This window comes from Paenibacillus sp. BIHB 4019 (genome assembly GCF_002741035.1).
Taxonomy (GTDB): Bacteria; Bacillota; Bacilli; order Paenibacillales; family Paenibacillaceae; genus Pristimantibacillus.
On record NZ_CP016808.1, the window covers coordinates 3625524 to 3643785 of the forward strand.

Genomic DNA, 18262 nt, shown 5'->3' on the forward strand with positions numbered 1-18262 from the left:
GCCAACGCGTTAATGCGGTGAATTGGCGCGATCCCCCAAGGCCCTAGCGCCGCCACCCGGATCAACCGTACGGAACTCGCGCACAATTTTTTGAACTCGGAGGGTAACGAAAGGAGGGACGTAAATGTCAACGAAAAAGCAAGCGTTAGAGGCTCGGCTAGATGGACGCCAACGAACCGCAGCTCTCGCGTGTGCGGAGCGTGAGTTTGCGCCAGAAGATGAGCGGAAGTCTTACGACGAAATCGCGGAAGAAGTCGGAATCACACGCCAAGCACTGTATCTATGGCGTACGCAGAACAAAACGTTTATTGATTACGTTAACGCGGTCGCTGACGACTTCCTCGCGGCTAAACGACCGATCGTATATCGTCGCCTTATGCAGCTCATCGACAGTTCGCAGCCTTCCGTTAAGGCGCTAGACCTGTTTATGCGGCGTGAGGGCTTGATTACGGCGCAAGTATCCGTAGAAACAAAAGACGCATCAGCACCGAAGACTGACGCTGAAATCGCGCAAGAGATCGAAGAAATCGACGCTTTACTCGCGGAAGAATAACGAAGGAGGTGCGCTATGGCGTACGTTGACGGTAATTGGCTCGACCGTGACGAACGGACCAAGCGCATCGAACTCGTAAAGGAGCGCGGCAGGAAGCTTCATGCGCTGATTAAGGCGGGCAAGGCTGCGGAATATCACGTAGAGAGTTACCGGCAGTCAGTCGCGGAGCTACGGCAGCTCATCCGTATCCACCGCGCGGAAGTTGATGTCGCCTATTTCGCGTATGAATACACGTCAGACGGCGGCAATCCGGAGAACGAAGATAACGTAATTCGTAACGCGGAGGACGGTACACCACACGATGGTATCGAAGACATTGCGCCAATTCACCGCGAGTTCTTCGACCTATGCGATTACGTAAACAACGAAGAACGCAACGCGCGGTTAGCGATCGCAGCAGCTCGCGGACACAGTAAGTCCGGCGTGTTCTCGAATGGAATGCCGCTTCATCAGCTTGTGTTCAGAAAGCGCCGGTACATTCTCGTTATTTCGGAGACGGACGGGCTCGCAAAGAAGCTTATCGGATGGGTAAATAAGCAACTTAAGTTTAACGCGAAATTGCGGGCGGACTTCGGACCGCTTTTGCACGAACGAAACACGCAGAATGAACGCGATAATGAAGAAGCTTTCCTAACGCTATCAGGTGCGCTTGTCGAAGCGTCATCGTCTGGTAAACAGCTTCGGGGTAAGCGTCACGGCTCGTACAGGCCCGACCTGGTTATCGTAGACGATCCGTCATCCGCGAATAACGAAGGTACGAAGGAAGCGCGTGAGAAGCTCGTACACTGGTTTAATTCCGTCGTCGTACCTATTGGGACGAAGGCGACCGCGATTGTACTCGTCGGTACGATGGTTAGCGCGACCGGCCTACTTAATCACGTACTGAAGCGTAAGGATTTCAAATCCTCGTTTCACGGCGCGGTTATAAGCGAACCGGATAATCCGAAGTTGTGGGACGATTACCTCGAACTATACGGACGCAGTGAGAGCCAGGCGGAAGTAGACGAGTTTTACGAAGCCAACAAAGACGCGTTGGAGTCCGGCGTTAAACTCGCGTGGCCGTGGCGTTGGTCGTACCGCGCTTTGATGCACGAAAAATTCAACATGGGAACACGCGCATACAATTCGGAGTTTCGTAACCTAGCGTTTTCGGAAGACGAGCAGTATTTCTTTCCGGAACAATACGGTTACTACCGATTCGAATACGTAGGCGGTCGCAAGTTCATCCGTTACGAGGAAATGCGTATTCCAGTCGAGGAACTTACAATTAGCGGGGCGTGGGACATTGCGCAAGGTAAGAACGCGCGGAGCTGTTACAACGCGGTATTGACGGTCGGCCGCTACGAAAAGACCGGCCACATCTTCGTGCTTGACGAGTATGCGTCGAAAGAGCAGCCGCACGTTTATATCGACCTCATCGTCAGCCGCATAAAAGAGTGGAAGCACCACGTATTCAGCGTCGAGACGATTAACGCGCAGCACGAATTTTATCGGCAGCTACAGGAAGCTTTACGAAGAGAGGGCGCGCCACGAACGAGGCTCAACGATATCAAATCGCACAAATCCGGCAAGGAGGAGCGCATTGAATCGTTGGAGCCTCTTTGTCATAACAAAACGCTGATATTCAACCGATCGCATACGATGCTGCTCGACCAAATGGCGCAGTATCCGCACGGAGATTACGTTGATTCAGCCGATGCGCTTCAGCTCGCGGTCGAGAACGTAGCTCGCGCGAAGAAAGTAGTACGCGAAAAGCCCGCGATATTCTACCGCTAATTGAACGAAAGGAGGACGCAAACCAACTATGACACGCAAATTTTACACTGGCGCACAGTATCCGCCAGCAGCCGATATCGAACGAATCAGCAAGTATTATCGCGGGAAAGCGATATTTGCCGGACGCCAAGCGGAGATATACGACCGCGCAACGGAGCTACTTAAAGGCACGCCGCACGAACCGCAGCTCAAATCGCTGTTCATCGCGGTTAACTTAATCGACGTATTGCTCACGAAGCCAGCCGATTTAATGGTTACGGAGCCGCCCACGTTCGATAGCGGTAAGGCGGGCGACAGCGCGGAGCAGACGCGGCTAAACGCAATCGTCGAAGAGAACGACTTAACGCAGCTCATTCACGAATTAGTTATCGGGGCTGGCTATCGCGGCGATTCGTTCGTTAAAACGTACTATGCTTCGCGCGCGGACGTAAGTGAGACGGAAGAGCTACGTAAGGAATATGCAGACATCACGCTTCCAGCAGCTCCGAAAGAACCGATTATCGAATCCGTAGACGCGGCGATCGTATTTCCGGAGTTATCGCGGGGCAGCCGTAAGAAGTTCCACGCAATTAATATCGCGTGGATTGAGTGGGTTGAAACGTATTCGATACTCGGCGGTAAGTCCGAGCGTCCGTATCTCAACGTCGAGCGCCACGTACCAGGCTACATCGTGTATGAGCGTTATGAAGCGTCAGAGTCAAGCGTCGTCAATACGTACGGCTATCCAGTTATGACGTTTAACATTGGTGAACGAGTGTCGACGAGCCGCGAAAGTAACATCGAAGCATCCGGCGTACCGCAACTGCTCGTACATCACATCCCGTACAAGACGACAGACGACGATTGGCGCGGAATTAGCGGAGTCGAGAAGGTTGAGTCCGTATTGGCCGCGATTAACGACCGGCTCGTACAGATCGACTACATCCTATGGAAACACAGCGATCCTATCGCGTATGGTCCGGATATCGATGGAGACGATGGCGTACGTTGGGGCGGCAAGTATATTCCCGTTAATAAGGACGAGGTTGCGCCAGGTTACATGGTGTGGGAAGGCCAATTGGAGGCAGCGTTTAAGGAACTCGATATCCTACTCGGCATCCTCTACCAAATGAGCGAAACACCGCAATGGTTGTTTGGCACGACGCTCTCGGCGGACAAAGGTGGTAGTGGCACGTCACACACGGACGGCGGCGCAATCAAAGCGCGCTTCATGCCGATCTTGACGAAGGTGACACGTATTCGTAATCACGTTGACCGCGCGATCCGTGACGCACTATGGACGGCGATGCAGCTCGAAAACGTAGCGAACGATGGCGTAGAAGGCTACGAAGCGTACGAAGCCGTATATCCGACGATTACCTGGCGCGATGGCATACCGAAGGACGACAAGGCCGAAGCGGAGGTTTACTCGATCCGTACTGGCGGTCAAGCGACAATCGACGTTAAGTCTGCCATTAAGCGGTTGGATGGCGTTAACGACACGCAGGCCGAACAGGTGCTTGCGCAAATAGGCGCGGACGACGAGCGCATTAACGGAACCGTAGAATCAACGGTGTTTAACGATGAGTGACATAGAGAAGGACGTAGCGGAGATTACGAAGCTTTACACCGACGCGGTTAAGGACGTTAAAGCCGAAATGGATCGCGTAGACGTCGCGAATCTTACACGCAAATCTGGCGACGGATTATTTAAGAAGCTCGGCAGCATCTTCGGACGCACACGGACCGGCGCCGCCGATTGGATTACGCGGACAATACCAAACGCAATTAAGTCCGGCATCGATCGGGCGTTAAACGCGCTCGGTATCGGCAGCATCAACCGTACGCCGCTTAATCGCGCTAATCAGGCGGCAGGCGCAGCGTTTAAGGACGACACATATGCGGACTTGCTCGCCGTCACGCAAAACATGGAGCGGCGTACGAAAGCGGCCATCCGTAAAGCGATAGCGGACGTTATGCGCGAACAAATGGCGGCAGGAGTTAACGGACGGAAGACGATTAACGCTGCGACAATCGCCCGTATTCGCGCGGACCTCGGAGCTGCGGCCGATAGCGCGATCGTGGACGCAGGTGGGCGGCGCTGGAAAGTTGGAACGTACGTCGATATGGTTACGCGTACGAAGCTTATGCAGGCGCAGATTAACGGAACAATTAATGAGGCGCTAGGACGCGGAGTCATGTACGCGACGATATCGAGCCATGGCGCGAAGGATGCTTGCGCGAAATGGGAAGGCCGGACGATTAAGCTTACGCCGGACGCTCCGGGTGATTATCCGTATATCGGTGACTTGCCGAGGCGCGAGATATTCCACCCGAATTGCAAGCACGTAATAACGCCGATAAGAAAACCGTAATAACGAGAGGGGACGAGTAATGGCGAAAGCACTAAAGGCATTCAGCGGAACAGCAACGAGTACAATCAGCATGCCTAAGATAATGAACGAACTCGTAATTTGCAATGATGGCGCAGCTAACTTGACGTTTACGGTAAGTGGAGAGACGTTCACGCTGCGTCCTGGTTACACGTTTGACGAAGAGTTAGAGCCGTTTAAAGAAATCACGGTAACAGCAACGGACGCTTACTTCGGCTATGCGCGCCGTCAAGGAGCTGAAACACGGTGAGTAGACGCGGACTAACGAAGAAGCCGGGCAGCGGCGGGAGTAGTGGCGGAGTGTCGACCGCTCAACTAGCGAACTTAGTTTACGGACAAGCATTGCGCGAGCAGGCGCAGCAAAGTAAGGGCGACGGCATCGGCATCGGGAACAAAGCGTCATTCGCGATTACGTTCGATGACTCAACGTATTGGCTAAAGCAGGACATGATCACGGAAATGCGATCGCGGAAATTGCCGTTTACAATGGGACTAATCGCTAATCCAGCGAATGACAACAATCAAGGCGTCACAACAGCGGACTTGCAAAAGTGGAGCTGGCGCTGGGGCATGGAAACGTGGTCGCACGGTTACGACCATAACACGCCAAATAACGTATCAGACTTGGAGCGCGAGGTAATCCAGTCGAAAACAACGATTGAAACGACGCACAAGTTGAAATGCCAAGGGTTTATTCAAGTAGGCGCAACGCCATCAGGCGCGTACAACAATCTCGATAAAGACAAGCTGCTGACGAATATAAAAAGCGATGCGGGACGGATTATTTACGAGAATCACGCGCATTATTCTGCGTACATCGGCTCAATTACGCGTCGACCGCCTACCGGCAACTACTTCGGAGGCTCACGCTATACGGTTACGGCAATGCCGCCAGGCAAGACGAGCGCGCAACATCTTGCGGATACACTCGCGCAAATTGATCTTTGCGTCAAGAACGGATGGCAGCTCGCGCTTCTTATTCATCCGCAGCAAATTGACCGAACTAACGCAGGCTCGACGAATCAAATGTATTGGACGCACGTAATGCAAATTCTTGACGCGCTAGTCGCCGCACGCGATGCGGGAACAGCCGAGATTCTGACGCTATCCGGACTTTACTACGTCAATAAATCGAGTGTCCGCCAGAATTTAGCGACGGATAACGGCATTACCTTCGCAGGCGTATCGCAAGCAACTCCAGGCTTTTGGTCCGTTACTGACGCGTCATATTGGGGAGATAAGACGTTCCATGCTGCCGATCCCGTTTGGGGTACGCCGAGCTTCGAGCAGTCTAATTTATACGACGTTAACGGAAATAAGAGCCTCGTTGGACGTATTAACAACCTATTCGCGTTCGCAGGCGAGACGTTTGAGATTCGCTGCCGAGTGCGGTCGACAACGGCGCAACAACAGCGCATTAAGCTTCAACTAACGGGATCGTCCGGCTTGTTCCTCGATATTCAAGCGGGATCGACGAACGAAAACTTGTGGGGCGAATTTTACGCGCAACCAGGCGAAGGCTCCTTTTTACGCGTTCCGTTTACATTACCGTTTGATACGACGTTCTTGACAATCGCACTCGGACGCGGAAATGGCGCTGCGAACTCAGGTAACGGTTTGGCTTGGACGGATTTCCAAATCGTCAAAATTTAACGCAATTGTCCGATACGCCTATGACGCTAAACTGCGCGGCTGTATTAAACGATAGCCGACGGGCTTTAAACGGTTGGAGGACGTAAAATGAACGATATTAAACGTAAATATAGCTTGCCACTAAACCTTCAGTTATTTGCGGAGGGCGACGACGATTCAGGCGCGGATGACGATAAGCCGAAGAAGCTCGAATTTACGCAGGAAGAACTAGACGCGCTAATTGGTCGCGAAAAGGGCCGCGTGAAAAGTAAATACGCCGATTATGACGAACTGAAGGCGGAGCGTGACCGTTTGAAAGCTGAAGAGGACGCGCGTAAAGCTGCGGAATTGACGGAGACGGAGCGGTTGCAGGCGGAGAAAGCCGAAGCGGAACGCAAAGCGGTAGAGGCGTCCGAGCGCGGCGACAAAGCGCTGAAGGCCGCTAACGACCAAGTTATTCGCGCAGAGTTCCGCTTGCTTGCGAAAGAGGCTGGCGTAAGGGCTGATGCGATAGATGACGCGTACAGGCTTGCGGACTTGAGCGGTGCGTCCGTAGACGATGACGGTAATGTAACCGGCGTTGATGACGTTGTGACTGCGTTGCTGGCCGCGAAACCGTATTTGGCCGCCGAGGCGAAGAAGGAGCCGCGTTCAATTGGCGGAGGTTCTGGCGGTAATGAAGAGAACGCGAAGAAAACGAAGGAACAACTTATCGCGGAAGCTGGCGAGAAAGCGCGTAAATCTGGCCGTATTGAAGACCGCATGGCTTACGCCGCGCTTAAAGACGAACTGAATAACTAATCCAGGGGCCGGGCAATTGGGCCTTTTTGTTTTGCCCAAAAACCAACATAAAGGGGATATTTAAAAATGGCTAAGGTATATAACGCATCTCTAATCGGTAAACGTGAATCGGTAGTAGACGAAATCCTGCTTCTTAATCCGCATCAAACTCCGTTGCTTAACGCGCTAGGTTTCTCGGAAGCAGTAACCGCAGTCGAGCACGTATGGTTCGAAGACGAAATGTTCGCGGATGAGACGGTAACAAGCGCGTCGGCTCTCGTAGGTGCTACGGACGTTGTAGTCGTATCCGTTGAACCTTTCCGCGTAGGTCACGTAATCAAAATCGGCGAGGAACTGCTATACGTATCCGCGATTAACTCCGGTACTAAGACGTTGACGGTAACGCGCGGTTACGCATCAACCACGGCTGCGGCTATCGCTTCTGGCGCGAAAGTCGAAGTTCTATTCGTCGAAGGTCAAGAAGGAGCTGACGCACGTTCTGCACGGTTCAAACCGCGTGTACGTAAGTCGAACTTGACACAAATTTTCGACGACTCGATCGAGATTTCCGGTACAGCGCAGGCCGTTGCTCAATACGGGATCGACAACCAATATGAGTACGAGAAGCAGAAGAAGCAACTCGAACTTGCGCTTCAACTTGAAAAGGCGCTAATTAACGGCGTGCAGTACGAATCCGGACAAATCCGCCAAATGAAAGGTATTCGCCAGTTTATCCAAACAAACGTAACCAACGTAAGTGGTGCGCTTGCCCTGACGCATATTAATACTCTGGCGCAGCAAGTTTACGACGCTGGCGGCTTCGCGACTGGCGGTGACTACCAAATCATGGTCGCAGCTAGACAAAAAATCGCATTGTCCGCGCTTGAGGCGGATAAAGTCGTATTGACTCGTGCTGAAAATAAACGCGGTCGTGTAGCAGATTTCATCGTTACGGATTTCGGAGAATTTGAAATCGTATTGAATCAGAATCTAGCTGCGGACGAACTGTTCCTGACTGACGCTAATCGCATGGCTATCAAACCGCTTAGAACGCGCGAGTTTGGACATACGTACCTCGGTGCAAAAGGCGACTACACGACCGGGATGATTGTCGGTGAGTACACGTTGCAATTTGAACAAGAGAAGGCGCACGGTCGACTGAAAGGCCTGTCGTAATATGCCAAAATACGCATCGCCGCGCTATCCTGAACTCGGATTTTACGTTGACGGGAGCTTCTGCAGATTTTGCGGAGGCTTCTTCGTTGCGGAGTCCGAGGCGGAAATCGCGGTACTAGACGAATTGGCGGACGTTGTTCGCGTTGACGAACCGGAGGAAGTAACAGCGGATAAAGCGGAGAAGCCTGTTAAGGCGCCTGCCTCGCGTAAATCCTCCGTAAAATAACAAACGGAGGAGGGCGCGGAATGGCGGCAAATGTAACGGAAGCAGACGAATATATCGGTGCGAATTGTATCGTTATTGAGGATTGGACGGACGCGGACGAAGCGAGTAAAGGACGCATACTGAACGTCGCTGGACGGACGCTAGCCCGTAAATATCCGAAATATACGATACCCGACGCGGCGGCTTACGAGTTTGCCAACGTACTCGCAACGGCTTATAACGACACGAATAAACTAGCGCGCCAGGGCATTGAGGACTTTGCGCTCAACCTTACGGTAACAGTCGGATTTAAGGCGGACTTAGTCGTCGGACCTGACGCCGACCTTGCGGCACTGATTCCGCAAGTAGCGCTCGATCTTATAGGCGCGGAGAACGGCGTCGTTATCTCGAAGCGCGGCGTTAAATGGACGGTGTTGTAATGGCGATCCTACCGCTGAAGCAGACGGTTACAATTACGAAAGCTGGCGTATCGGACGGTTGGGGACGCACAGCGGCGGCCGAAGTGATTACGTTAAAAGCTCGCGTTGAAGAGACGACGAAAGTAGTCACGAATCAAGCCGGAGAGGAGGCGGTCGCCGATATGCGGATATTGCTCGATAAATTAGCGGCCATTGCGTACGACGACGTAATAACGTATGTAAACGAATTAGGCGTAACGATCGAACGCAGACCGATTAAGATACGGCCTATTCGCATGTTCAGTGGCCGCGCTATCTTGACGGAGGTGTACGTATAATGGGCGCGAGTAACAGAATAACGGTCAATATCGATGGCCGCCGAAACATCGTACAGCGCGTTCTTGGCGCGTTCTTCAGGCGTTGGGACCAACGGTTAGACGACGCGTTGGATGAAGGCGCAGTCGTTGCGGCGCACGACGTTATGGACGAGTGGAAGCGGAAGGCGGTTGACGTGGCTCCGCTCGATAAGGGACATTTGCGGCGCAGCATCAAAGTCGATACGGCCAAGGACGGGGATAACGTTACTGGTACGATATCGGCTAGCGTAATCGAGACGCACGGTGCGCGTAAACGTGACTATGCCGCGTACTTACACGACGAGTATCCGATTAAGCATGGCGATAGGTTCCGTAATCCGACGACGCCCGGAACGATTCCACGATTCATAAGCGAACCGTTGGAACGTGAGGGCGCGAATTGGGCGGCGCAAATGGAAGACGATATAAAAGCGGAGCTGCGGCGAAGGGGGTTCCGAATTGGGCGTCGTTAATGAACTCGAATCGATAGAAACTTTCGTCAAAGCCACGTTTCCTGACGCGATGACCGAGAAGCAGATTGTACCGCGCGAACCTTACAGCGGTCTATTCGTCATTCGGTTAATTAACGATGGGCGAACGACTGAGACGTTTCAGCATTACCGCGCTGACCGTGATTATCAGGTTATATACTTCGGCGCACAGGTGGCGGACGTCCTGGCGAAGATGGACGCGCTAAGCACGGCACTGTACGACCGTAATTTAATACCGATTAACGCCTCATCGCGATATATACGTGTTGGGGCGTTTTCTTTTGCGCAACCGTTCGAGACGGACGGCGATTTATTCGCGTCAATTGGCGTTTTGCGCGCGCAGGTACGCGAAAGGCGGACGCAAGCAGACGTGCCATTAATCGCGGAAGTTCGAACGGAAATTACTACGAAAATATAAGGGGGCTTTACATTGGCGGGAGGCACATGGATTCCTACGTCTCTACCTACGCGACCAGGCGTCTACATCAACTTTGTACAGGCGGCAGTAGCAGCAATCACGGGCGGTGAGCGCGGCGTCGTTGCGTTATCACTTAGTACGTACGCAGGTACGGCAGTAGAGGAACGTTATTACGAAGTTGAGACGGTAGCTGACGCAGAAGCGCTATTCGGCGTTGATAATATCGGTCCGATTACGCTCGCGTTTCAAGGCGGAGCTGCATCCGTACTTGTTTATACGCTGCCAGACGAAGCGGTAACAGCGGATTACACGGCGATGCGTGCGGGCTTTGATACGCAATTCTTCAACGTCTTCGTCGCGCATGAATACGACGTTACGGAGCAAGCAGCGCTGAAAACATGGACGATCGCTAATCGCGCAGACGGTAAGCAGTACGCACTTGTCATTGGAGGCGACGCGACAACTGACGCTGATCCGGCGCTCGGAAACGCACGCTCCTTACTTAACGAAGACGACTACATCGTCAACGTAATTAACGGAGCGGTTATCGGCGACACTTCATACAGTTCGTCCGAATACGCGCCATTTATCGCAGGTCTTATCGCAGGCACAGCGATTAACGCGTCGATTACTTACGCAACTACTACGGCTAATGACGTGACGAAGCGCCTGTCCAACGCGCAAACAAACGCAGCTCTAGCAGCGGGTAGTCTCGTGTTAACCAACGATGGCAAGCGCGTAAAGATCGAGCAAGGCATTACGACTTCCGGCGCTAAGATTCGCAGTATCCGCGCAAGGCAGGCGGTTATTGACGACATTCAGACGACTGCAAACGAATCATACATCGGTAAGTTACCGAATGACGATGACGGTCGGGCAGCGTTAATTGCGTCGGTTACGAAATACCTCGAAACGCTCGCGGATAACGGCGTCCTGTCCGATCCTGTTGTCGCGCTTGACCCGAACAATCCGTCGACTGGCGATAAAGTGTTCCTCGCGATTTCGTACGTTGAGATTGATTCGATGGAACGTATTTTCATGACCATTAACGTATAAGGAGGCGAAGAAAAATGACGATGGACCCAACGAAAGTAATAAGCGGACGATTCGGCAAGTTATTCGACGCGGACGGTAATTGGCTTACGAACGTTACGACCGTTAACGCGACGATTAACTTCGATAAAGAGGATATCAAAATCGCGGGCACGCGCTGGATCGGTAAAAAGGTAACGGGCGTAAGCGGTAGCGGCGACTTCAGCGGTTACCTTGTTACAAGCGAGTTGATCGAGAAAATCGGCCAAGGTACGGATGATGCGAAGTCCGCGCTTGTGACGGAGCTGATTTATTCCGTTACCGATCCGGATAACGGCGGCACGTATCGCGTACGTCTTAAAGGCGTAACGTTCGATAGCATTCCGCTGATTACGTCGGACGTCGGCTCGATGGTCGAGAACGAGTTTCCGTTCACATTTACCGGCCATCAAATCATGACGCCGCTACGTAGTAACTAACGCTTAATGCACGCAATAAAAACGGAGTAGTACGCAATCAAACGCGGCTACTCCGTTTTAATTTAACTAAACGGAGGAATTACGAATGAAAACGAAATCTAACGCACTTCAGGCGCTGCTTGGCGCTAATAAATACGTTACACGCGACGTCCCGATGGCGCGGCTAGGCGTTAATTTTACGGTTAAGGCGGTTGACCGCGATGTTATCGAGCGAGCGCGCCAGGAATCGACGTTCGGCAACGGTAAGGGCGGCAAGGAACTGAATGCGGATATGTTTGCGGCAAATCTCATCGTTAAAACGTGCGCGGAACCGGACTTTTCCGACGCAGCCTTGATCGAACATTACGGAGCTGAAGACGCAGCCGATTGCGTGAGTAAGGCGCTATTGGACGGCGAGATTAAACGCCTATTCCAGAACGCGCTAGAAGTTAACGGTTACGGCGACGCGGAGGTCGACTTCCCAAACTAATTCGCGGCGACGATGAGGCGTTTTTGCTGCACGTCATATTCCAGCGGCACCATATTCCGCCTCACGTCGTGTATCAGCTTGATAAACGCGAAAAACGCTTTATGTACGAATCCATGCGCTACCAACTCGAAGAAGAAGCGCGCGAACGACGTAAAGCAGAAAGGAGATAACGCATGGCATTCGATTTAACGGCACATTTACGCATAGTCGACCAGGCTACGCGTCCTTTGCGTGGGATTACGTCTGCGCTGATGGGAACGGTCGGCAAGTTCGGGGCGCTTTCCGCTGCGGCGATCGGCGTATCTGGAGCGTTTGCGGGCATTTCCGTAGTAACGGACTCATTCAAGAAGGCGATGGACTTCGAGGCGCAGCTGTCGACGATTCAAGCGTTGACGGGCGCTACTGGCGAAGAGATGGCGGAAATGCAATCGCTCGCGTTGAAGATGGGCGCCAGCACGAAATATAACGCGATGGAAGCGGCGCAGGGTATCGAGGAGTTGTTAAAGTCCGGTTTATCGCCAGCAACCGTAAAGGCAGGCGGTCTAGAAGCGGCGCTCAACTTGGCGACTGCGGGCGGACTCGGATTAGCGGACGCGGCGGAGATTATGTCGACCGCGCTTAATGCGTATAAGGACGATAATATGAGTGCGGCGGACGCGGCTAATATACTAGCCGGTACGGCTAACGCTTCGGCTACTGGCGTAATGGACTTGCGGTACTCACTTGCGGCAGTTTCGGCGGTTGCGAGCGGGATCGGCATGTCGTTCCAGGATACGAATATCGCGATGGGCTTGTTCGCCAATAACGGACTCAAAGGTTCGGATGCGGGTACGTCGCTGAAGACGATGCTGATGAATCTATCGCCTGCTACGAAAGCCGCTCGGAGTGCGATGAAGGAACTTGGCATCATTACGAAGCAAGGAACGAATACGTTCTTTGACGCGAACGGCGAGTTAAAGGATCTAGCGAGTATTTCCGGTATCCTTCAGAAGGCGCTGAGCAAACTCAACAAGCAACAGCAGCAGGATTATTTGCGGGAGTTGTTCGGTTCTGACGCGATACGCGCCGGTAACATCTTGCTTAAAGAGGGCGCGGAAGGTGTTGCGAAGTTTCAGAAGGAAATGTCGAAGGTAACCGCGCTGGACGTTGCGAAGAAGAAGATGGACAACGCAGCGGGAGCGGTCGAACAATTTAACGGCGCATTGGAAACTTTGCAAATTTCTGCGCTTATGCCGACTATGCCGATAATTAAAGACTTCGCAATATCAGCCGCTAACATGGTCGAAAAGTACTCGCCAGCAATTACGGCGGCTGTACAGAAGGCGGTTGATAACGGTAAGAAGTATATTTTCGATAACTTCACGAATAATCCCGCTTTTAACCGGTTGCCTACGTTCAAGAGTAAGGTGGAATTCGTATTTGATACGGTACAGGCCTCGTTTGACGCATGGTGGGGCAGCTCAGGCCAATCCGCTTTTGAAGGCTACTCCGAAAAGATTACGAAGACACTCGTAGATTCACTCGAAGGCTCGTCCGAACAAATCGCAAGCGTCGGGCTAAGCATCGGAAAAAGCCTGATGACCGGTATTATGGACGGCATGCGCGAGTCGGAATACTTCGGATGGCTTATTAAGACGATTGATTTCGGCATGGCGTTTGATCAAGGCATGACTGACGTAAGTAAGGGTTTTTGGGACTTGGCGCTTTACCAGGAGTTAGGCGCAGGCGACGCAAAAGCCGCTAGGCGAGCGGAGAAAGAGCGAATTCAAGCGGAGTACTCAGCGTCACCTAAAGTTAGCCTTAATCCGATTGGCGGATTCAATTCCGGCGGATTGTCTGACCTGAAGAACGCCTATGCAACGAAGAATCCGTTCACGCAGCCAATGCCTGTTACGAATAATACGACAGTCACCGTAAATATGGGCGGCGCTACGATCCGCGAAGAGGCGGATATCGGTAAAATCGCGCGCAGTTTGTATACGATGATTTCTGACGCTAACAATGCGAACGCGAAGCCAGGCGGAAAACGGTTAGGAGGGGCTAGCGAATACTAATGGCGAAGAATCCGATACAGTTTCACCTCAGTTTTAATAACGGAGCTGAGCGTCTTCAGCTTCCGGTCAATCCCGAATCAATTTCCGTCTCTACTTCGCACGGTTACACGGACTTGGACGCAGCTCAGTTCGGCGAGTACACCGTCATCGGCCAGCGCCGACAAACGGAGTTCCGCTTCAGCTCGTTTTTCCCGCGTGACTACAACGCTACTTATTGCGCATATTCACCGTTACCTAAGCCGTGGAATTGCGTACACAAGATTCAACGCTGGATGCGGTCGGGCGAGCCGCTGCGTTTAACGGTAACAGGGACACCAATCAATCTCGCGGTAACGGTGCGCGATTTTACCTACGAACCGGAGCGCGGCGGCAATCCTGGCGATATCTATTTCGACTTATCCCTGCGCGAGTACCGGTTCGTAAGTTACCGCAAACTCGGTTACGCTGACGATAAGACGACGGTTACAACGGCGAGCGTAGGCCGAGCGGACACTGGCGAAAAGGTATCGAATTACACCGTAGCACGTGGCGATTCGCTGTTCAAAATCAGCGCGAAATCGGAAGTGTACGGAAACGGCGATAAATGGCGCGATATATACAACGCGAATAAGAAGCTAATCGGAGCGAATCCGAATATGATAACGCTCGGCCAAAAGTTGGTGATTCCGCGATGAATGTACCGCAGGACTTGCGCGTCCTCTATAACGGAGGCAATGGCGATATCTACATCGAAGAAATCACGCAGTCAGTCGAATGGTCAGGCGACGTTAAGCAGGCGTACCGTACGCTTCAGGTGACGCTTACTAATACGCTTGACGGCGTGAAACCTATCGCGGAGTTCCAGCTCGGCAAAGACCTCCGCTTGTTTTCGGATGGCATCGAGCTATTTCGCGGATTCATCTTCCGCCGCCAAACGGACCAGTCCGGTTCGATGACGCTTGTTGCGTACGACGAGAACGTATACCTCACAAAAAATGAGGACACGAAGAAGTTTATGAAGATGGCCGCGAGCCAAATTATCCGGAAGCTCTGCGTCGAGTTCGGAATCGCCATCGGCACAATCGCGGAAACGCCGTACGTCATTCCGAAGCTTATCCTGCGTGACATGACGCTATGGGATATGATGACAACGGCGCTGACGGTCACACGCAAACACGGAGGCGGGCGCTATTTCATCTATGCCGCGGACGGAAAACTCCACCTCGCGAAACGGACGGATCGGAAAGCCGCGTATATCATCGAGTCAGCTACGAATTTACTCGAAGCGTCCTATTCGCAGTCAATCGAAGACATGCGAAACCAAGTCCGCATTGTCGGCGGAGACGAAGAGAAAAAGCCAATTATAGCGGTCGCATCCGACCAAGCTTCAATTGAAGGTTACGGACTCATGCAGCATTTCGAGACGGGCGATTCCGACGCAACACAGGCGGAGATTACGAAGCTAGCAGCGGACAGACTCGCGGAACTCAACGTAATCGACGACGAAGCTGTCGTTACTGCGGAAGGCTACGACGACACGTACGCGGGCGTATCCGTTTATGTACACGATGAGATGACGCAGATTGTCGGCAGCTATTACGTGAGTAGCGACGTCCATACGTGGGCAGCCGGTATGCACAAGATGGTACTTACGTTGTCGGCGACGGACGATCTTCCGGAGTTGGAATACACGCCGCCAGCCGAGACGACGAAGAAAAAGACGAAAACTAAGAAGACGGAGGAGGACGCGGAATGAAACCAGAGGGAAGCGTAGCGCAGAAGCTACACGATGTTATACGGCAGATCGGCGCTAACAAGAATACGCAAATTGAACTCGGTACGGTCACGGCCGCGTCGCCAGCGTTTACCGTTCAGATCGACGGAACAAAGCTCGAACTTGATGCGGACGATTGCGTCGTAACAGTACGCGTCGCCGAAAGCGGGCTCGCCGTCGATGATCGCGTTATCCTAACGGAACTATCAGACGGCCAAACTTACGTAATCCTCGATCGATTGGGGGCGTTCTGATGGCGCTGAAGCCGTTTAATACGACGAGCGACCGCGTAATCACAGCAGACGTCACGCCGGAGCCAAGCCGTACTTACGATATCTTCGAGCAGCAATTAACCGCGATGATAGACGGTGAACAAGCGCTCCGCCAGTTTATACGCAAAGCGCTCGTAACGGCGCGCGATCAGCATCTCATATACGACACAGATTACGGTAATGAAATCGAATCGTTAATCGGACAGAACGTTAACAACGAACTATTTGACGCGGAAATCACACGCATCATCCGCGAAGCACTTATATACGATGACCGCATATTAAGCGTCGATGACTTCGTTATAACACGGAGCGCCGACGCTTGTTTTATTACGTTCGCAGTTGAGGCGGTTAACGGCGATATCATAACGGAAGGAGTGACGCTTTAGTGTACGAAGATCAAACGAAGGCCGCGATACTTCAACGAATGCTTGACGCGAGCCCTGCGGAGATAGACAAGCGGCAAGGTTCGGTTACTTACGATTTATTGTCTCCGGCAGCAATCGAAATGGCGCTCGCATACATCGAAATGGACAACGTTCTCAACTTCGGCTTTGTCGATACGACATACGGTCAATATTTAGACTTACGCGCGGCCGAATACGGATTAACGCGTAAGGTATCGGCTAAGTCTACCGGTACATTAACGTTTAGCGGAGCTGGAGGCGTAACGGTGCCGGTCGGAACTCGCGTCCAAACGTCAGCAGCAGGCGAGGAGCCGGTTTATTTTACGACAACCGCATCCGGTACGCTTACGGGACGGCCTGCGACTGTTACTGTTCCAGCGGAAGCTGACGAAGCAAGCGCGTCCGGCAACGTAGCGGCTGGCGCGATTAACACCGTTTTAGGCGGCTTGTCCGGCGTCGTTACCGTTACAAATAACGCAGCCTTTACGGGCGGAGCGGTTGGTGAGACGGAGGAAGAGTTTCGAGCGCGCATCCTCGAACGGGCGGCCAAGCCTGCGACGAGCGGTAACGCGAATCAATACCGTCAGTGGGCGCTTGAGGTTAGTGGAGTTTCGGACGCGCAAGTTATTCCGGTGTGGTCCGGTCCGGGCACGGTTAAGGTCGTATTACTCGCAGCAGATAAGACAGCGCCGGACAGCGGTACAGTGACGGCAGCGGCTTCGTATATCGAAAGTCTGCGTCCGATCGGCGCAACGGTTACGGTAGTAGGCGCGACTGAGATTCCGATTAACGTTTCGGTATCCGTCACACTCGCGCCAGGAGCAACGATAGAAGCCGTTGAAGCGCAAATAACGGAAGGCGTAACGGCTTACCTCGCGTCGATTGCCTTTAACGATAACCTCGTAAGGTATACGCGGATTGCTGCGGTCATTCTCGACCTTCCGCCAGTTGTGGATTACGAAGACTTGACGGTCAACGGCGGCATCTCGAACGTACTGATTAGCGCAGGCCAAGTCGCAGTACCTGGAACGGTGGCGGTAACGGAATGAGGACGCTAACGGAGATTCAACGCGATATGCACGATTATTTGCCGCGCTATTACGAGGATGTTCCGATCGCAACGAATATCATCAACAGGGAAACCGCCGAGGCTGCGCAGATTAATGCGGACATATACGACGTACTGGCGCAGTTTTTCGTTGATACAGCAACTTGGGCTTTACCGCGATGGGAGCGTAACTTCGCGCTGAAGACGGACGAAGCTAAGCCGGTTGAGCAGCGGCGAGCAGCGCTAAAGTCACGTATTCGCGGAGTCGGTACGGTGACTGCGGAGTTAATCGAATCTATCGCAGAGGCTTACGCCAACGGCGAAGTTGAGGTCGTTGAGGATAACGCGAATTATACGGTGAAGCTGACGTTTGTATCCGCGCTTGGTCAGCCGCCTAATTTCGCGGACTTAGAAGCTGCGATAAGAGACGCTATGCCAGCGCACTTGGCCGTCGAGTACGTGTTCTTGTATACAACGTTTGGCGCATTGGAAAATTACGCAGTTACGTTTGGCGATATCGAGACGGCCGGACTTACATTCGCGCAATTAGAAATATGGGAGGGACCGTAA

23 protein-coding genes are annotated in these 18262 nt (G+C 52.7%); all 23 read left to right on the plus strand.

Annotated features, from left to right (window positions below):
- The first annotated feature begins 124 nt into the window (after positions 1-124).
- The 23 genes from BBD42_RS15705 to BBD42_RS15815 all read left to right on the plus strand — a co-directional run bounded on the left by BBD42_RS15705 (position 125) and on the right by BBD42_RS15815 (position 18262).
- Positions 125-553, plus strand: a complete 429-nt coding sequence (locus BBD42_RS15705; RefSeq protein ID WP_099518905.1) for a phBC6A51 family helix-turn-helix protein — start codon at positions 125-127, stop codon at positions 551-553.
- Between the two features lie 15 nt (positions 554-568).
- Positions 569-2329 carry a phage terminase large subunit gene (gene terL, locus BBD42_RS15710; protein WP_099518906.1) on the plus strand — a complete coding sequence of 587 codons (1761 nt, stop codon included), beginning with the start codon at positions 569-571 and terminating at the stop codon, positions 2327-2329.
- Positions 2330-2357: 28 nt separating this feature from the next.
- A complete protein-coding gene (locus tag BBD42_RS15715; RefSeq protein ID WP_099518907.1) occupies positions 2358-3899 on the plus strand; it encodes a phage portal protein in 1542 nt (513 codons plus the stop codon).
- Positions 3892-4683, plus strand: coding sequence for a phage minor capsid protein (locus BBD42_RS15720; protein WP_099518908.1), 792 nt, complete (start codon positions 3892-3894; stop codon positions 4681-4683). Before BBD42_RS15715 ends, BBD42_RS15720 begins: the two co-directional genes overlap by 8 nt.
- A 19-nt stretch (positions 4684-4702) precedes the next feature.
- The gene (locus BBD42_RS15725; RefSeq protein WP_099518909.1) at positions 4703-4951 is read left to right on the plus strand and encodes a hypothetical protein; all 249 of its coding nucleotides are present in this window, start codon (positions 4703-4705) and stop codon (positions 4949-4951) included.
- Positions 4948-6354, plus strand: coding sequence for a polysaccharide deacetylase family protein (locus BBD42_RS15730; protein ID WP_099518910.1), 1407 nt, complete (start codon positions 4948-4950; stop codon positions 6352-6354). The genes BBD42_RS15725 and BBD42_RS15730 overlap by 4 nt, the downstream gene beginning before the upstream one ends.
- A gap of 87 nt (positions 6355-6441) precedes the next feature.
- The gene (locus BBD42_RS15735; RefSeq protein WP_216364828.1) at positions 6442-7134 is read left to right on the plus strand and encodes a phage scaffolding protein; all 693 of its coding nucleotides are present in this window, start codon (positions 6442-6444) and stop codon (positions 7132-7134) included.
- Positions 7135-7200: 66 nt separating this feature from the next.
- The gene (locus tag BBD42_RS15740) at positions 7201-8289 is read left to right on the plus strand and encodes an SU10 major capsid protein (protein WP_099518911.1); all 1089 of its coding nucleotides are present in this window, start codon (positions 7201-7203) and stop codon (positions 8287-8289) included.
- A gap of 1 nt (position 8290) precedes the next feature.
- Positions 8291-8515, plus strand: a complete 225-nt coding sequence (locus tag BBD42_RS15745) for an NUDIX hydrolase (protein ID WP_099518912.1) — start codon at positions 8291-8293, stop codon at positions 8513-8515.
- 20 nt (positions 8516-8535) lie between these two features.
- Entirely contained in the window at positions 8536-8934 is a 399-nt protein-coding gene (locus tag BBD42_RS15750; RefSeq protein ID WP_099518913.1) for a hypothetical protein, read from the plus strand.
- Positions 8934-9251, plus strand: a complete 318-nt coding sequence (locus tag BBD42_RS15755) for a hypothetical protein (protein WP_099518914.1) — start codon at positions 8934-8936, stop codon at positions 9249-9251. Before BBD42_RS15750 ends, BBD42_RS15755 begins: the two co-directional genes overlap by 1 nt.
- Complete coding sequence (locus BBD42_RS15760) at positions 9251-9742, plus strand: HK97 gp10 family phage protein (protein WP_099518915.1); 492 nt, start codon at positions 9251-9253, stop codon at positions 9740-9742. The genes BBD42_RS15755 and BBD42_RS15760 overlap by 1 nt, the downstream gene beginning before the upstream one ends.
- Positions 9729-10178, plus strand: coding sequence for a hypothetical protein (locus BBD42_RS15765; protein WP_099518916.1), 450 nt, complete (start codon positions 9729-9731; stop codon positions 10176-10178). The genes BBD42_RS15760 and BBD42_RS15765 overlap by 14 nt, the downstream gene beginning before the upstream one ends.
- Positions 10179-10190: 12 nt before the next feature.
- On the plus strand, positions 10191-11234 hold the full coding sequence (locus BBD42_RS15770; RefSeq protein WP_099518917.1) for a phage tail sheath subtilisin-like domain-containing protein: 1044 nt from the start codon (positions 10191-10193) through the stop codon (positions 11232-11234).
- A gap of 14 nt (positions 11235-11248) precedes the next feature.
- Positions 11249-11689 carry a phage tail tube protein gene (locus BBD42_RS15775; RefSeq protein ID WP_099518918.1) on the plus strand — a complete coding sequence of 147 codons (441 nt, stop codon included), beginning with the start codon at positions 11249-11251 and terminating at the stop codon, positions 11687-11689.
- An 85-nt stretch (positions 11690-11774) separates the two neighbouring features.
- The gene (locus BBD42_RS15780) at positions 11775-12158 is read left to right on the plus strand and encodes a phage tail assembly chaperone (RefSeq protein WP_099518919.1); all 384 of its coding nucleotides are present in this window, start codon (positions 11775-11777) and stop codon (positions 12156-12158) included.
- Between the two features lie 173 nt (positions 12159-12331).
- A complete protein-coding gene (locus BBD42_RS15785; protein ID WP_099518920.1) occupies positions 12332-14212 on the plus strand; it encodes a phage tail tape measure protein in 1881 nt (626 codons plus the stop codon).
- Positions 14212-14886 (plus strand): LysM peptidoglycan-binding domain-containing protein, encoded by a 675-nt coding sequence (locus BBD42_RS15790; RefSeq protein ID WP_099518921.1) that lies wholly within the window; start codon positions 14212-14214, stop codon positions 14884-14886. Before BBD42_RS15785 ends, BBD42_RS15790 begins: the two co-directional genes overlap by 1 nt.
- The gene (locus tag BBD42_RS15795; protein WP_237163111.1) at positions 14883-15947 is read left to right on the plus strand and encodes an XkdQ/YqbQ family protein; all 1065 of its coding nucleotides are present in this window, start codon (positions 14883-14885) and stop codon (positions 15945-15947) included. The genes BBD42_RS15790 and BBD42_RS15795 overlap by 4 nt, the downstream gene beginning before the upstream one ends.
- Positions 15944-16219, plus strand: coding sequence for a hypothetical protein (locus BBD42_RS15800; RefSeq protein ID WP_099518922.1), 276 nt, complete (start codon positions 15944-15946; stop codon positions 16217-16219). The genes BBD42_RS15795 and BBD42_RS15800 overlap by 4 nt, the downstream gene beginning before the upstream one ends.
- Positions 16219-16626, plus strand: coding sequence for a DUF2634 domain-containing protein (locus BBD42_RS15805; RefSeq protein WP_099518923.1), 408 nt, complete (start codon positions 16219-16221; stop codon positions 16624-16626). Before BBD42_RS15800 ends, BBD42_RS15805 begins: the two co-directional genes overlap by 1 nt.
- Positions 16626-17693, plus strand: coding sequence for a baseplate J/gp47 family protein (locus BBD42_RS15810; RefSeq protein ID WP_099518924.1), 1068 nt, complete (start codon positions 16626-16628; stop codon positions 17691-17693). The genes BBD42_RS15805 and BBD42_RS15810 overlap by 1 nt, the downstream gene beginning before the upstream one ends.
- A complete protein-coding gene (locus tag BBD42_RS15815) occupies positions 17690-18262 on the plus strand; it encodes a putative phage tail protein (RefSeq protein ID WP_237163112.1) in 573 nt (190 codons plus the stop codon). Before BBD42_RS15810 ends, BBD42_RS15815 begins: the two co-directional genes overlap by 4 nt.

What these genes read in the sequence shown, in the direction of transcription:
- BBD42_RS15705 (WP_099518905.1), top strand. Translation starts at nt 125, where the DNA reads ATGTCAACGAAAAAGCAAGCGTTAGAGGCTCGGCTAGATGGACGCCAA.
- BBD42_RS15720 (WP_099518908.1), top strand. Translation starts at nt 3,892, where the DNA reads ATGAGTGACATAGAGAAGGACGTAGCGGAGATTACGAAGCTTTACACC.
- BBD42_RS15785 (WP_099518920.1), top strand. Translation starts at nt 12,332, where the DNA reads ATGGCATTCGATTTAACGGCACATTTACGCATAGTCGACCAGGCTACG.
- BBD42_RS15715 (WP_099518907.1), top strand. Translation starts at nt 2,358, where the DNA reads ATGACACGCAAATTTTACACTGGCGCACAGTATCCGCCAGCAGCCGAT.
- BBD42_RS15800 (WP_099518922.1), top strand. Translation starts at nt 15,944, where the DNA reads ATGAAACCAGAGGGAAGCGTAGCGCAGAAGCTACACGATGTTATACGG.
- BBD42_RS15750 (WP_099518913.1), top strand. Translation starts at nt 8,536, where the DNA reads ATGGCGGCAAATGTAACGGAAGCAGACGAATATATCGGTGCGAATTGT.
- BBD42_RS15725 (WP_099518909.1), top strand. Translation starts at nt 4,703, where the DNA reads ATGGCGAAAGCACTAAAGGCATTCAGCGGAACAGCAACGAGTACAATC.
- BBD42_RS15755 (WP_099518914.1), top strand. Translation starts at nt 8,934, where the DNA reads ATGGCGATCCTACCGCTGAAGCAGACGGTTACAATTACGAAAGCTGGC.
- BBD42_RS15815 (WP_237163112.1), top strand. Translation starts at nt 17,690, where the DNA reads ATGAGGACGCTAACGGAGATTCAACGCGATATGCACGATTATTTGCCG.
- BBD42_RS15790 (WP_099518921.1), top strand. Translation starts at nt 14,212, where the DNA reads ATGGCGAAGAATCCGATACAGTTTCACCTCAGTTTTAATAACGGAGCT.
- BBD42_RS15780 (WP_099518919.1), top strand. Translation starts at nt 11,775, where the DNA reads ATGAAAACGAAATCTAACGCACTTCAGGCGCTGCTTGGCGCTAATAAA.
- BBD42_RS15745 (WP_099518912.1), top strand. Translation starts at nt 8,291, where the DNA reads ATGCCAAAATACGCATCGCCGCGCTATCCTGAACTCGGATTTTACGTT.
- terL (WP_099518906.1), top strand. Translation starts at nt 569, where the DNA reads ATGGCGTACGTTGACGGTAATTGGCTCGACCGTGACGAACGGACCAAG.
- BBD42_RS15760 (WP_099518915.1), top strand. Translation starts at nt 9,251, where the DNA reads ATGGGCGCGAGTAACAGAATAACGGTCAATATCGATGGCCGCCGAAAC.
- BBD42_RS15740 (WP_099518911.1), top strand. Translation starts at nt 7,201, where the DNA reads ATGGCTAAGGTATATAACGCATCTCTAATCGGTAAACGTGAATCGGTA.
- BBD42_RS15795 (WP_237163111.1), top strand. Translation starts at nt 14,883, where the DNA reads ATGAATGTACCGCAGGACTTGCGCGTCCTCTATAACGGAGGCAATGGC.
- BBD42_RS15805 (WP_099518923.1), top strand. Translation starts at nt 16,219, where the DNA reads ATGGCGCTGAAGCCGTTTAATACGACGAGCGACCGCGTAATCACAGCA.
- BBD42_RS15775 (WP_099518918.1), top strand. Translation starts at nt 11,249, where the DNA reads ATGACGATGGACCCAACGAAAGTAATAAGCGGACGATTCGGCAAGTTA.
- BBD42_RS15735 (WP_216364828.1), top strand. Translation starts at nt 6,442, where the DNA reads ATGAACGATATTAAACGTAAATATAGCTTGCCACTAAACCTTCAGTTA.